At 71.8% G+C, this 13,463-nt stretch carries 10 protein-coding genes; 4 read left to right on the top strand and 6 right to left on the bottom strand.

What is annotated here, in order from left to right:
- Nucleotides 1–194: 194 nt before the first annotated feature.
- Together IH09_RS32675 and IH09_RS32670 are read right to left on the bottom strand one after the other, a co-directional pair.
- Entirely contained in the window at nucleotides 195–986 is a 792-nt protein-coding gene (locus tag IH09_RS32675) for a hypothetical protein (RefSeq protein WP_190233478.1), read from the bottom strand.
- Between the two features lie 120 nt (nucleotides 987–1,106).
- Nucleotides 1,107–2,303 carry a helix-turn-helix domain-containing protein gene (locus IH09_RS32670; protein WP_052861173.1) on the bottom strand — a complete coding sequence of 399 codons (1,197 nt, stop codon included), beginning with the start codon at nucleotides 2,301–2,303 and terminating at the stop codon, nucleotides 1,107–1,109.
- A 940-nt stretch (nucleotides 2,304–3,243) separates the two neighbouring features.
- On the opposite strand from IH09_RS32670, the gene IH09_RS32660 reads away from it, so the two are divergent.
- Nucleotides 3,244–4,035: a maleylpyruvate isomerase family mycothiol-dependent enzyme gene (locus IH09_RS32660; RefSeq protein WP_052861171.1), complete on the top strand. Its 792-nt coding sequence runs from the start codon at nucleotides 3,244–3,246 to the stop codon at nucleotides 4,033–4,035.
- Between the two features lie 53 nt (nucleotides 4,036–4,088).
- Here IH09_RS32660 and IH09_RS32655 read toward each other — a convergent pair whose 3' ends face one another.
- From IH09_RS32655 to IH09_RS32640, 4 genes are all read right to left on the bottom strand, one after another.
- Nucleotides 4,089–5,099, bottom strand: a complete 1,011-nt coding sequence (locus tag IH09_RS32655) for an LLM class F420-dependent oxidoreductase (RefSeq protein WP_052861170.1) — start codon at nucleotides 5,097–5,099, stop codon at nucleotides 4,089–4,091.
- A 158-nt stretch (nucleotides 5,100–5,257) separates the two neighbouring features.
- A complete protein-coding gene (locus tag IH09_RS32650; RefSeq protein ID WP_052861169.1) occupies nucleotides 5,258–6,076 on the bottom strand; it encodes a DUF5336 domain-containing protein in 819 nt (272 codons plus the stop codon).
- Between the two features lie 179 nt (nucleotides 6,077–6,255).
- Nucleotides 6,256–7,164, bottom strand: a complete 909-nt coding sequence (locus IH09_RS32645; RefSeq protein ID WP_052861168.1) for an N-acetylmuramoyl-L-alanine amidase — start codon at nucleotides 7,162–7,164, stop codon at nucleotides 6,256–6,258.
- A 20-nt stretch (nucleotides 7,165–7,184) separates the two neighbouring features.
- Entirely contained in the window at nucleotides 7,185–7,844 is a 660-nt protein-coding gene (locus IH09_RS32640) for a class I SAM-dependent methyltransferase (protein ID WP_052861167.1), read from the bottom strand.
- A 432-nt stretch (nucleotides 7,845–8,276) separates the two neighbouring features.
- Between IH09_RS32640 and IH09_RS32630 the strand changes: the two genes are divergently transcribed.
- From IH09_RS32630 to IH09_RS32620, 3 genes are all read left to right on the top strand, one after another.
- Entirely contained in the window at nucleotides 8,277–10,457 is a 2,181-nt protein-coding gene (locus IH09_RS32630) for an acyl-CoA dehydrogenase (protein WP_052861165.1), read from the top strand.
- Nucleotides 10,458–10,501: 44 nt separating this feature from the next.
- Nucleotides 10,502–11,695: a lipid-transfer protein gene (locus IH09_RS32625; RefSeq protein ID WP_052861164.1), complete on the top strand. Its 1,194-nt coding sequence runs from the start codon at nucleotides 10,502–10,504 to the stop codon at nucleotides 11,693–11,695.
- A gap of 190 nt (nucleotides 11,696–11,885) precedes the next feature.
- Nucleotides 11,886–13,331, top strand: coding sequence for an MFS transporter (locus IH09_RS32620; RefSeq protein WP_052861163.1), 1,446 nt, complete (start codon nucleotides 11,886–11,888; stop codon nucleotides 13,329–13,331).
- Nucleotides 13,332–13,463 lie beyond the last annotated feature (132 nt).

Below are 13,463 nucleotides of genomic sequence, written 5' to 3'. Positions count from 1 at the left end.
TCGGGAACCTTGATCACGAGGCCGGTGCTGACCTTCATGTCGGGTGCGATGGCGCGGAGGATGCCGATGCGGTCGTCGTGGGCGTGGTCGATCACACGGTGGCCGAGAAGGGGGTGTTTCCAGTGCCCCAGTCCGAGGGGCTGCATGGGTGTGCGCGTGGTCATGGGGAGGTCCTCACGCTGTCGGATGGACTGTCACTCGTCCGCGCGCCGGGAAAGGGCGCAGGGGCGGGGCCGAACGCGGTACTGCGTGGTGGAGGGGCCCTGTAGAGGCGTCAGCCGTGGTGGCTGCCGGAGATGCCGACGGCGAGTACGAAGGCCAGGGCCGCAAGGCACGTCAGGTAGGTGACGACGCGGCGCTGCTCGGGCGTCACGGGTGATCTCCGTCGGCTCGCCAACTCCGGTCTCCTGGAAGGCGGTGAGGCTCAATGCCTCACCGAAGGTCGCCGGGCGACACCAGTTCACAAGGGCATCCCAGGGGTCTCCCACGGGACGACTCAGTACGAGGCATTCGCCGTTGACCGCAAGGATCTTCGCGACCTTGGAGCGGTTCGTGTCGACAACCGCCGCACCGACACGGAACGGCTCACGCGCCGCCGGCACCGGGGTGCGCGGCTCGTCATCGAGGAAGACGGCGAAAGCGTGCGCTTCGTCCAACTGGTTCCGCAGCTCTTCGCGCTCCCGCTCCGTGTCGGCGATCTGCGCCGCGCTGCGGGCCATGAGGCCATCGGCGCCGCCGTTCGCCTCGTCGGTGGCCAGCAGCCTCGCGGCTTCACGCCAGCCGGGGCGCTGGTGGGGCGGGAGGACCACAGGGCCGACGTCGATACAAGTGGCGGCGATGATCCAGTCGCGAGCCGTGGCGTGGGCGGCCAGATCGCTACTGATCCGGTCCTGGTCACCGTCAGAGACGTTGGCATAAAGGACTACCCGCTTACGGCTCCGGCCGTAGCCGGATGCCGCGTCCGCGATCTCGGTCCGGTTCGTCATGGAGAGAAGCCTGCTGTGATCACACAATAGAAAGAAGCGCCATGCCGTACCACTTCGCGATCCAGCCGGTGCGTCGGGTGGTACGAGGTGTACCACCCGACGTAGCGCAACCCAGTGGTGTTACAAGTAGGGGCGAACGCCGATCAGTTCGGAAACCTGCCGTAGGCGGGCCGTTGAGGCGTTCCCAACGCGTTGTACGATCCCTGCCGCCAACGCCTGATTACGTACCCACTGAGGCGCCGCGGTGGCGACGCCATGCAGAGTGTCGAGAGAGGCGTCCCACATCGACGCTTCTGCTTGAGCCAGTGCGACATCCAACCTGTAGCGGTGCCGAGCCGCCGGCCGCAATTGGTCGAGGCCGCGAACCGTCTTGATCAGTTCTAGTGCCTGGCCGATGTCACCAACGTAGATCTTCACATCGAGGGCCTTGGTGGCGGCAGACACTGGGCCGAACATGATGCCCCTGACCTGGTGCTCATGCCCCAGCCGCGCGGCAGTCGCATGGGACTGTGACAAGCAGTCGATGGCGAGATCCTTCTTCCCCGACCGTGAAGCGGCTACGGCACAGTGAGACATCAGATTGCCGTACACCGTCAACCGCTCAGGCGTCGATTCCGAGTACGACGGCTCCACCAGCGCCGCAGCCTTCTGCGCGATATCGAGGGACTCAGGAGCACGCCGGTCTCGACGGTAGATCCATGATCGAGCAGCCTCGACCCTCGCGGTACGCAGCACGTCACCGCACTGAGTGGCATAGCCCTTTGCGTGGCTGATCGCCGCGTAGGCAAGATCACGCATTCCGAACTGATTGGCTAGATAGGCTGCAATCTGGAAGGATTCAGACATGGCTCCTACGGCGTTCTGTGACGCGCCGGCCGCCGCAGCGTGGATGGACTGTCGAGCGGTCGCCAGAAGCTTCGGTAGTACGGCGCCCAATTCGTCATACTCCGTGTCCCAATACATCTCCCATGCGCTGTCGACAATATCGACAAGATCAGTGTCCGACGCCGGCGTCACCTCGTCCGGCACATCACCCATGGCGACGGCGTGAACTGAGTGGGAGAGATCGCGAAGCATCGCCCGCTCGGCAGCCTCTCGCCCATGCGTGACCTGGGACTGCCCCAGGAGCACGGACATATTGGTATGCAGAGCGTCGGCAATGCGAGTGAGCGTTCCAAGACTGATGCGCTTGTTTTGCTCGTGTTTTTGGATCGTGGCCAGGGACAGCCCGGTCATCTCGGCCAGATCGATCTGAGTGATCTCCTTGCCCCGGAGGATCTTGATACGCTCCCCAGTGCTGTAATCACTCCATTTCACGACCTCTCGTCTCCAGCCGCCTGTGCATCGAACCCGTCAACGACAGCAAAGATGCGTCCGTGATCAGTACCCCTGATCGGCTGCAACTCCGGCGGTTCCCATTCGACAGGCCGCTCGTCGAGGGAGTACATCCACTGACGCGCAGTGCGCAGTCGGGGCTTCAGCTTCGGGCTGGTGCCGATCACAGACGTGCTGTTGTCGGTACTCTGAGGCATACTCGATTCAACTCCGTTCTGAATGACTGGCGTTGTTAGGAACGGTACCCGCGACTGCTCTATCCAGTGCATCGCGTAGCGAAGCCCGTACCCCGCAGGGGGTACGGGCATTTGCGTGTCCGGCCCATCAGTGGCAGAGCAGTCAGTGCTCATTACGCCGATCGCCACTGTCTGAGCTTCGATCCACCGGTTCGTTGTCTGTGGATAGCGTCCGGGAAAACAGAGAAGTGCCTTGTGGCCTGTGATGATGGGAGCTCTTGAGGCTTCCAGCACGCACGGTCGGCAAGGCACTTCCGAGATGCGGGTTTCTCATACGCCCGTGGCGGTCCGCGCCGTGTTCGACGAGCCGACTATGCGCCGCAGGTACGTTGGCTTCCGTCTTCCACGCCAAGGCCGGCACCGCCACCCTCCACGGCCACCTGATCCATGCCTCCGCCCGGATCGCGCGGTTCGGGCGGCGCCTCACGCTTCACCTGCCCCAGCGATGGCCATGGCAAGGCGCCTGGACCCAGTTGTTCGACACCGTCCGCGCTCCACCCGAAACAGCCTGATTCATCGTCCACCCGCCCGCCAGGGCCCAACCGGAGCCGAACTCGTGAAAACGCTGGGCAGACCAGCGAATACCCCCTGCCCGCAAACGACCGGCAGATCAACAACCCATGGCACAAGCCCCTGAAAGGTCACTCTCGATGCCTGTCGGTGGATCGAGGCTTAGGGTGCGGCCCATGACTCTTCAAGGTTCGCTCACCCATGAGCGCTACTGCGCCGAAGTCCTCGCCGAGACGGAGCGGTTCCGGTCCGCGCTGCGCGGCGCCGATCTCGCCGCAACCGTACCGACCTGCCCGGACTGGTCGCTCGCCGCGCTCGCCCGGCATGTGGGCGCCGCCCACCGCTGGGTCGGGACGCTGGTCGCCACCCGCGCCACCGAGAACGTCGACGAGGCGGACATTCCCGGTGCCGCGGGGCCCGCGGGGGACGATCCGGCGGCCCTGGACGCCTGGCTGGCGGAGGGCGCCGAGGGGACCGTGCGGGCCCTGCGCGAGGCCGGTCCGGACGCGGCCGTGTGGAGCTGGGCGCCGGTGCGCACCGCGGCGTTCTGGGCGCGGCGGATGGCCCACGAGACGGTGATCCACCGGGCCGATGCGGCGCTCACCTCGGGCGCCGCCTTCGACGTACCGCCCGAGGTCGCCGCCGACTGCCTGGAGGAGTGGCTCCAGTTGTGCGCCCTGCCCATGGCCGCGGAAGGCGGCGCGCGGCTGCTCGGCCCCGGCCGCAGTATCCATCTGCACGCCACGGACACCCCGCCCGAGCTGAACGCCGAATGGTTCATCGACCTGACGGGCCGGGCGATCACCCACCGCCGCGCCCACGAGAAGGCCGCGGTCGCGCTGCGCGGCCCGCTCACCGACCTGCTGGCCGTCTTCTACCGCAGGCTGCCGGCCGACAGTGACCGGGTCGAGGTGCTGGGGGAGCGTGCGCTGCTGGACGAGTGGCTGGCGGAGATGTCCTTCGGATGAGGTGCCGGGGCCGTACGGCCCGTGACGGGGGCGGGCACGGGGGCCCGGCCCCGTCAGGTGGTCAGTTCGGCGAGCACCCGCAGGGTGTCCGGGTCGGGGGCGGTGACCAGCAGGTCGGTGACCGGGCCCGCGCGCCACAACTCCAGCCGCTCCGCGATCCGTTCGCGCGGGCCGACCAGCGAGATCTCATCGGCGAAGGCGTCCGGTACGGCGAGCACCGCCTCTTCCTTGCGGCCTTGGAGGAACAGCTCCTGCACCCGCCGGGCCGCCGCCTCGAAGCCCATACGGGCCATCAGATCGGCGTGGAAATTATGGGCCGCGTGCCCCATCCCGCCGATATAGAAGCCGAGCATCGCCTTGACCGGCAGCAGTCCCTCGGCGATGTCGTCGCAGACCACCGCGCGGACCAGCGGGGCGATCAGGAAACCGGCCGGGGCGTCGGCCAGGGACGCCCGGTGGATGCCGGTACGCATCGGCGACCAGTACAGCGGCAGCCAGCCGTCCGCGATCCGGGTCGTCTGGGCGATGTTCTTGGAGCCCTCGGCGCCCAGCAGGATGGGCAGCGCGGCGCGCAGCGGGTGGGTGATGGACCGGAGCGGTTTGCCCAGCCCGGTGCCGTCCGCGCCGCGGTAGGGGTGGGCGTGGAAGCGGCCGTCCGTCACCACCGGCCCCTCCCTGCGCAGGACCTGGCGGATCACGTCCACGTACTCGCGGGTCGCGGTCAGCGGGCTCTTGGGGAACGGCCGGCCGTACCACCCCTCGACGACCTGCGGACCGGACAGCCCCAGGCCCAGCAGCATGCGGCCGCCGGAGAGATGGTCGAGGGTGAGCGCGTGCATCGCGGTGGCGGTGGGGGTGCGGGCGGCCATCTGCGCGATACCGGTGCCCAGTTTGATCCGGGAGGTGTGGGCGGCGATCCAGGTGAGTGCGGTGAACGCGTCCGAGCCCCATGCCTCCGCGGTCCACACCGAGTCGTAGCCCAGCCGCTCGGCCTCGCGGGCGAGGGCGAGATGCCGGGGGTCGGGGCCGCGGCCCCAGTAGCCCAGTGCCAGCCCGAGTCGCATGCCCGCCCCTCTCCGTCGGTGCGCCGCCGCCGGGCGACGCAGCTGACGGAGCGTCAGGCGGGCGCGGTCCGGGAACTGTACGGCCCGGCCGCGGACAGCGCAACGGCCCCCCGCCCGCGGGGGCGGGGGGCCGGGAAAGGACCGCTGGGCGTGCGGCGTCAGCCGCGCTGGATGCCGGTGGTGTCCTGGAGCACCCCGCGCCGGCCGTCCTGGGTCTGCGCGATCAGGGCCGGGCCGCGCTGCTCCACGGCGAGGTACCAGGTGCCGGGCGCCAGCTCGGCGATCGGCGTCGGCGAACCGTCCTCGGCGTACAGCGGGCGCGCGACGGGCACCGCGAACCAGAACGGCGCGAACTCCACGGGTGCGGCCTGCTGACCGCCGGCCGTGGCGTCGGCGGGCGCCTGCGGGCCGCCGTAGACCGGCTGGCCGGGCTGGACCTGCTGGCCGCCCGGGTAGCCGTAGCCGCCCTGCTGCGCGCCGGGGTAGCCGTAGCCCGTGGCCGGACCCGCGCCGTACGGGGACGGGGCCTGCGGCTTGGGCGCGCCGAGCAGGGGGACGCCGAGCGCGGGCACCAGCGGGGTGGCCACCGCCGCGCCCGCCAGGACGAGGGCGGCGATCAGACCGAGGATCAGGCCACCGGACGCGCCGCTGCTGTTGACGATCCACCAGAACGCGTTCCAGGCGACGAAGACGGCCAGGGTGGCGCCGACCTGGCCCAGCTCGAAGCCGGCGACCTTGCGGGGCTGCGGCAGCGCGCGGGCGACGACGATCAGCGCGGCCGCGATCACGCCCGCCAGATACACGCTCATCAGCAGGGGCAGGGCGTCCCAGGCGTTCGGGGCGGCGATCGACGGGCAGTACTTGCCGGCGCACTCGGTGGTGCCGGTCGAGTAGAGGCCGAGGAACGAGGCGATGAACAGCACCACCGCTGCTCCGATCACCACGCCGTCGCCTCTAGTGAGGGAGCGGATGTTCACGTAAGGGTCCTTTGCCGGTTCGGGATTCTGGTCGTTGCTGTGGCTGTTGTTGACGCTGTGGCTGATGTGCGCGGTAGGGGCACGGCGGCCCCCCATCGTAAAGGGGGAACCTTCGCCGAATCCGGCGGGCCGTCTTCCGGGTATCGACGCGCTATCGGCGGCGGTAACAGCGGCCGAGGTCAGCGCGTCAAGAAGTCCGTAATGCCCTCGGTGATCCCGCGCGCCGCCTTTTGCCGCCACTGAGCGTCGGTCAATTGCGCGGCGTCCTTCGGATCACGCATATTGCCGCACTCGATGAACACCTTCGGCACCTTCGAAAGATTGAGACCGCCGAGATCGGACCGCGGATCGAGTCCCGTACCGCCGCCGAGGTAATTGGACGGTGCGCTTCCGGTCGCCGTCGCGAACCGGCTCACCAGCCGCTCGCCCAGTGCGCGGGAGGGCGCCACGATCGCGGCGGTGTCGGCCGCGCCCGCCCGGACGCGCTCGGGGAGGATGACATGGAAGCCGCGGTTGCCGGCGGCCGAGCCGTCGGCGTGCACGGAGACCGCGGCGTCGGCGTGCGCGGTGTTCCCGATGGCGGCGCGTTCGTCCACGCACGGGCCGTACGGGCGGTCGCCGTCCTGGGTGAACACCACCGTGGCGCCTCGCTCCTGAAGGAGGGTGCGGGCCCGGCGGGCGACGTCCAGGGTGAAGGACGCCTCGGCGTAACCGTCGTTCGTGGCGGTGCCGGTGGTGTCGCACTCCTTGCGGTCGGTGCCGATCTCCACCTGCCGGGCGATCTCGTGGCCGTGCTCGCGGTTGCGCGGATTGTGGCCGGGGTCGAGGACGACGACTTTGCCCCGGAGGGCGCCCGGCGGCTCCGTGCCGCCGCCCTTTTGCTCCGGGGGCGGGGTGCCGCCGCCGGCCGGTTCCGCGCCGCCGGTCGGTGCGCCACCGGCCGCGGGCGAGCCCGCCCGCGGCGGCTCACCGCCCTGCGCCCGCCAGATCAGCCAGCCCGCGAGAGCGACGGCCACCAGGGCGGCCAGGGCGGCGAGCAGGGTGCCGCGCGGGCGGCGGTGCGGGGGGAATGTACTGCCGTTCGACACGTCGGCGATCGTAGCCCGGCTCAGCCGCGGGCACCGCTGCGCCGCAGTACGTGCAGCGAGCCATGGGCCGAGACCTCCGTGAAGGCGCCGGACGCCAGCGCCCTGCGGTAGATGCGGTACGGGGCCTGGCCGCCGTCGGCCGGATCGGCGAACACGTCGTGGATGACCAGCAGGCCGCCCGGCGCGAGATACGGGGTCCAGCCCTCGTAGTCGGCGGTGGCGTGCTCGTCGGTGTGCCCGCCGTCGATGAACACCAGCCCCACCGGTGCCCGCCAGAGCGCCGCGGCCCGCGGCGACCGGCCCACCAGGGCGAGCACATGGTCCTCCAGACCGGCCGCGTGCAGGGTGCGGCGGAAGGTGGGCAGCGTGTCCATCTCGCCGACCTCGGGGTCGACGACCGCCGGGTCGTGGTACTCCCAGCCCGGCTGCTGCTCCTCGCTGCCCCGGTGGTGATCGACGGTCACGGCCATCACTCCCGCACCGCGCGCGGCGTCCGCGAGCAGGATCGTGGAGCGGCCACAGTAGGTGCCGACCTCCACCAGGGGCAGGCCCAGAGCCGCCGCCTCGGTGGCGGCCGCGTACAGGGCGAGGCCCTCGTCCACGGGCATGAAGCCCTTCGCCGCCTCGAACGCGGCGAGAATCTCCGGCCGCGGAACTGCGGGCGCCGTACGAGCGGTCATGGGCTTCCTCCTGTGTCGTGCGGTCCGGCGGATGCGGGGCCGGGCGCCGCCGCGGTGCGGCCGGCCGCGGTCCGGTGGCTCATGGTGCCGTACGCGGCCGGACGGGCGGTGTGCGGGTGGGCGGTGCCCCGGCGGACTCCCGTGCCGGTCGGGCCGGTCCGGGCGTATTCCGGTATCGGAACGGCGGTGCGCATTTCGTGCCGCGGCGCCGCCCGCGGCCGTGGATCCCTTACCGCTTCCGCGCTTCCCGAAAGCGGTGAATTCGCTTGCGGGGAGCGGTGGGAGAAGGAATCGGGGACGGTGGCGGAATTCGCCGGACCGTTTCCGGAACGCATCCGGATCTTTTCCCGGAGAACAGGAACAAAGGGGCCGATCGTCCCCGTCCGGCGGTCGGCCTTCCGCCGGATTGAAACGTGTTCTAGTCTGCCCGCCATGGGCATCGGAATCACGCAAGAGCAACGCGACCTGGCCGAGGCGACCCGCGGCTGGGCCGCGCGGACCGTACCGCCCGAAGCGCTGCGCGAGCTGCTCGACACCGCGCCCGGCCGGCCCGGACGGCCCGCCTACTGGGACCTCTTGGCAGCTCAGGGCCTGCTCGGACTGCATCTGCCCGAGGCCGCGGGCGGGGGCGGCGGTGAACTCCTGGACCTGGCCGTCGTCCTGGAGGAACTGGGCCGGGCCGCGTTCCCCGGCCCCTTCCTGCCCGGCGCCCTCGCGGCCGGACTGCTCCACCGCGGCGGCGCCCCGGCCCTGGCCCGCGCCCTGGCCACCGGGGAGCGCATCGGCGCCGTCGCGCTCGGCCCGGGATCGCTCACCGCCGTCGAGAGCGCCGACGGCTATGTACTGGACGGCACCGCACCGCCCGTCCTGGCCGGCGGCGACGCGGACCTGCTCGTACTCGCCGCCGAGACGGCCACCGGTACCGTCTGGCTCGCGGCCGACGCCGCCACCCTGGCCGTACGGGTCCAGGAGAGCGCCGACCCGACCCGGCCCACCGCCGAGGTGCGCGCCGACGGCGTCCCGGTACCCGCCGGGCGGCTGCTGACCGTGGACGGCGCCCTCGTCCGCGATCTGGCCGGGGTGCTGTTCGCCGCCGAGGGCTGCGGCACCGCCGCCTGGGCGCTGCACACCGCCGCCGAACACGCCGCGACGCGCCGGCAGTTCGGCCGCCCGATCGGCCAGTTCCAGGCGGTCAAACACCTCTGCGCCGAGATGCTCGTCCGCTGCGAACAGGCCCGCGCCCTGGTCTGGGACGCGGCCCGCGCCGTCGACGAGCCCCCCGAGGTCCGCGGTCTGGTCGCCGCGCTGGCCACCGCGACCGCCCTGGACGCCGCCCTCGACTGCGCCAAGGACTGCATCCAGATCCTCGGCGGCATCGGCTTCACCTGGGAGCACGACGCCCATCTCCATCTGCGGCGGGCGACCGTGGTCCGCCAGCTGCTCGGCGGCGGTGACACCCACCGGCTGCGCGCCGCCCGGTACGCCGCCGGGGGCGCCCGCCGCGAACTGCGGCTCGACCTGCCCGCCGCGGCGGCCGGGTACCGTACGCGGGCCCGTACCGTCATCGACGGCGTACGCGGTCTGGACCCGGCGGCCGCCCGCCGCGCGCTGGCCCCCACCGGCTACGCCGCCCCGCACCTCCCCGAGCCCTACGGACTGGGCGCCGGCCCCGTCCACCAGCTCGCCGTCCAGCAGGAACTGGCGGCCGCCGGGGTCGAGATCGCCGGACCGGGCATCGCCGCCTGGGTCGTCCCCTCACTTCTCGCGCACGGCACCCAGGCGCAGCAGGAGCGGTATCTGCCGCCGACGCTCCGCGGCGATCTGCTGTGGTGCCAGCTGTTCTCCGAACCGGAGGCCGGTTCGGACCTGGCGTCGCTGCGCACCCGCGCCGAACGGACCGACGACGGCTGGCGGATCAACGGCCAGAAGGTGTGGACCTCGGCGGCCCAGTGGGCCGGCCACGGCATCCTGCTCGCCCGTACGGACCCGGACGCGCCCAGGCACCGCGGCCTGACCTTCTTCCTCGTCGACATGGCGAGCCCCGGTATCGACATCCGCCCGCTGACGGAGATCACCGGCGACGCCCTCTTCAACGAGGTCTACTTCGACGATGTGCTGCTGCCCGCCGACGCGGTCGTCGGCGCGGTCGGCGACGGCTGGCGGGTCGCCCGCACCACGCTGGGCAACGAACGCGTCCACATGGCCGACCAGCTGACCTTCGACACCGGTCTGCAGACGCTCATCGAACGCTCCGCGGAGCTGGACGGCGCGGTGCGCGCGAGAGTGGGCGCACTGGCCGCCGAGGCGCACGCGCTGGGCTGCATCGGGCTGCGCGGCACCCTCCAGCAGGTCGCCGGCCGGGAACCGGGCGCCGGTGCCAGTATCCGCAAGCTCGTCCAGACCAGGTATCAGCAGAAGGCCGCCGAACTGGCCCTCGAACTGCTCGGCCCGGGTGGCGCGGTGCGCGAGGGCGCCGGTGAGCGGGCACTGCACGGCTTCCTGATGTCGCGCTGCCTGACCATCGCCGGCGGGACCACCCAGGTACAGCTGAACGTCGTCGCGGAACGGCTGCTCGGCCTGCCACGCGACCCGGAGCCCCGCCCCCTCGGCTGAGCTCCCCGGGCCGACCCCTCGACCGAGTCCACGGAAGGACACGTATGACTGGCAAGGCGTACCTCGTCGGCGTCGGGATGACGAAGTTCGAGAAGCCCGAGACCCGCGAGTGGCAGTACTGGGACATGGCGAAGGAGGCGGGCACCAAGGCGCTCGCCGACGCCGGGATCGGCTACGAGGCCGTCGAACAGGTGCCGGTCGGCTACTGCCACCAGGCATCGACGGCCGGTCAGCGGGCGGTGTACGAACTGGGGCTGACCGGCATCCCCGTCTACAACGTCAACAACAACTGCGCGACCGGCGCGACCGCGCTGATGATGGCCCGCCAGTTCGTCGCGGCGGGCATCAACGACTGCGTGCTGGCGCTCGGCTTCGAGAAGATGAAACGGGGCGCGCTGGGCGCCGGCGCGGACTCCGGCGACTTCCACGCCTCCCCGGTCGCCCGGCACTACGGCGTGATGGCCGCCGGGCACGGTTTCGCGAAGACCCCGCCCACCGCCCAGATCTTCGGCAACGCCGCCCGCGAGCACATGGCGCGGTACGGCACCACCGAGGAACAGCTCGCCGCGGTCGGCGCCAAGAACCACCGGCACTCCGCACACAACCCCTACGCCCAGTTCCGGGACGTCTATTCGGTCGCGGAGATCCTGGAGTCCAGGACCGTCCACCGGCCGCTGACCAAGCTCCAGTCCTCCCCGACCTCGGACGGCGCGGCCGCGGCCGTCGTCGCCTCCGAACGGTTCGTACGCGCCCACGGGCTGGCGGACCGGGCGGTGGAGATCGCCGCCCAGGCCATGGTGACCGACACCGAGGAGAGCTTCGCCGCCGGTTCCTGCATCGACGTGGTCGGCAAGCCGATGTCGCGGGCCGCGGCCCGGCAGGTCTACGCGGCGAGCGGGCTCGGCATCGAGGACGTGGACGTCATCGAGCTGCACGACTGCTTCTCCGTCAACGAACTGCTGACGTACGAGGCGCTGGGCATGTGCGCGGACGGGGAGTCCGGGAAGCTGGTCGCCGACGGCGCCACCACCTACGGCGGGCGCTGGGTGGTCAACCCGTCCGGCGGGCTGATCTCCAAGGGGCATCCGCTGGGCGCGACCGGGCTCGCGCAGGCCGCCGAGCTGGTGTGGCAGCTGCGCGGTACGGCGGGGGAGCGGCAGGTCGCCGGGGCCCGGGTCGGACTGGCGCACAACATCGGCCTGGGCGGTGCCGCGGTGGTGACCCTGCTGCGCATCTGACGCCGGTGCCGGCCGGTGTCAAGTGCGGTGTGCGGGCGGGGAGTTGCCGCACGCCGGCGGCGCCCCGCCCCGGGGTGCCGCTGACGGGGGCCGACCGGGCCTCCGGCGCAGGTCCCGGGTCTCGCGACGGAGGTCCGGTGCGCCGAGTACCCCGATATGCCGATGCGCCGTTCATCAGATAAATGCGAGCATGGGCGGCATGCTGCCGACTGCCCGGACCACCACGCCGCCCGGAACCCTGAACCGCTCGGCCGCCCCGGCGTGGCTGGTGATGCTGCTGGTCTGCGCCGGGCAGTTCCTCGTCGTCCTGGACGTCTCCGTCGTGAATGTGGCGCTGCCCGCCATGCGGTCCGGGCTCGGCCTGAGCGAACTGGGCCTCCAGTGGATCGTCAACGCCTATGTCATCACCTTCGCCGGGTTCATGCTGCTCGGTGGCCGGGCCGCGGACCTCTTCGGCCGCAAGCGGATCTTCGTCGTCGGCCTGGCGCTCTTCACGGTCGCGAGCCTGGGCGGCGGGCTGGCGCAGGAGCCCTGGCAGCTGATCGCGGCCCGCACCGTCCAGGGCGTCGGCGCGGCCGTGCTCTCCCCGGCCACCCTCACGATCCTGACCACGTCCTTCCCGGCGGGCGCGGCCAGGACCCGGGCGATAGCCACCTGGACGGCGGTCGGTGCGGGCGGCGGCGCGGTGGGCGGCCTGGTCGGCGGGGTGCTCACCGAGTTCCTGTCCTGGCGCTGGGTGCTGCTGATCAACGTGCCGGTCGGCGCGCTCGTCCTGGCCGGTGCGGCGCGGTGGCTCACCGAGAGCCGGCAGCGCACCGGGCGGCGGCTGGACGTGCCCGGCGCGCTGCTGGTGACCGCCGGGCTCGCGCTGGTGGCGTACGGCATCGTGCAGACCGAGACCCACGGCTGGGTGTCGGCGGCCGCGCTCGTACCGCTGGCCGCCGGGCTCGTGGTCGTGGCGGTCTTCATCGCCGTCGAGGCCCGGACCAAGGCGCCGCTGATGCCGCTGGGGCTCTTCCGGCTGCGCTCGGTCTCCGCGGCGAACGCGGCGATGGTGCTGGCCGGCGCCGCGATGTTCTCCATGTGGTACTTCCTCTCCCTGTACACGCAGAACGTGCTGTCCTATTCGCCGCTGGAGGCCGGGCTGGCCTTCATCCCGCACTCGCTCTGCATCGTCCTGGGCTCGAAGGCCGCACCACGGCTCATGCACCGCCTGGGCGCCAAGACCCTGGCCGTCACGGGCGCGGTGATCTCCGGGTGCGGCATGCTCTGGCAGGGCACCATGGGCGCCGACGGCAGCTACCTCGGCACGCTCCTGGGCCCCGGCATCCTGATGTCGCTCGGCGCGGGCCTGACCGCGACACCGATCGCCTCCATCGCCACGTCCGGCGCCGACCCCGCCGACCAGGGCCTGGTCGCGGGACTGATGAACACCTCGCGCCAGATGGGCGGCGCGCTGGGCCTGTCGGTCCTGTCCACGGTCGCCGCCTCCCGGATCGCCGGGGGCCACGACCCGGCGGCCCTGGCCGGCGGCTACGGCCTGGCGTTCCATGTCGGCGCGGCGGTGCTGCTGGGCAGCATCCTGCTGATGATCGTCGCGCTGCCCCGGCGGCATGCGGAGGCCGCCCACGGGTGAACGGGGCGCGCGGTTGGGGGCGGGGGCCGACGGTGCTTCCCGTACGGGGCCGGGGACGGCGGCGGGGCGACTGAGGTCGTGGGGCGGCCGGTCAGGGGCGCCGCCCCGCCCGCTCCCCGGTACGGGCCGCCC

This window comes from Streptomyces celluloflavus, assembly GCA_000720995.1.
Taxonomy (GTDB): domain Bacteria; phylum Actinomycetota; class Actinomycetes; order Streptomycetales; family Streptomycetaceae; genus Streptomyces; species Streptomyces celluloflavus.
The sequence above is the reverse complement of the archived record's forward strand: the minus strand, read 5'-3'. Positions and strand labels throughout refer to the sequence as shown.

Coding starts and splice junctions, on each gene's coding strand:
- IH09_RS32675 (WP_190233478.1), bottom strand. CDS start 986: ATGACGAACCGGACCGAGATCGCGGACGCGGCATCCGGCTACGGCCGG.
- IH09_RS32660 (WP_052861171.1), top strand. CDS start 3,244: ATGACTCTTCAAGGTTCGCTCACCCATGAGCGCTACTGCGCCGAAGTC.
- IH09_RS32655 (WP_052861170.1), bottom strand. CDS start 5,099: ATGCGACTCGGGCTGGCACTGGGCTACTGGGGCCGCGGCCCCGACCCC.
- IH09_RS32640 (WP_052861167.1), bottom strand. CDS start 7,844: ATGACCGCTCGTACGGCGCCCGCAGTTCCGCGGCCGGAGATTCTCGCC.
- IH09_RS32630 (WP_052861165.1), top strand. CDS start 8,277: ATGGGCATCGGAATCACGCAAGAGCAACGCGACCTGGCCGAGGCGACC.
- IH09_RS32625 (WP_052861164.1), top strand. CDS start 10,502: ATGACTGGCAAGGCGTACCTCGTCGGCGTCGGGATGACGAAGTTCGAG.
- IH09_RS32620 (WP_052861163.1), top strand. CDS start 11,886: ATGGGCGGCATGCTGCCGACTGCCCGGACCACCACGCCGCCCGGAACC.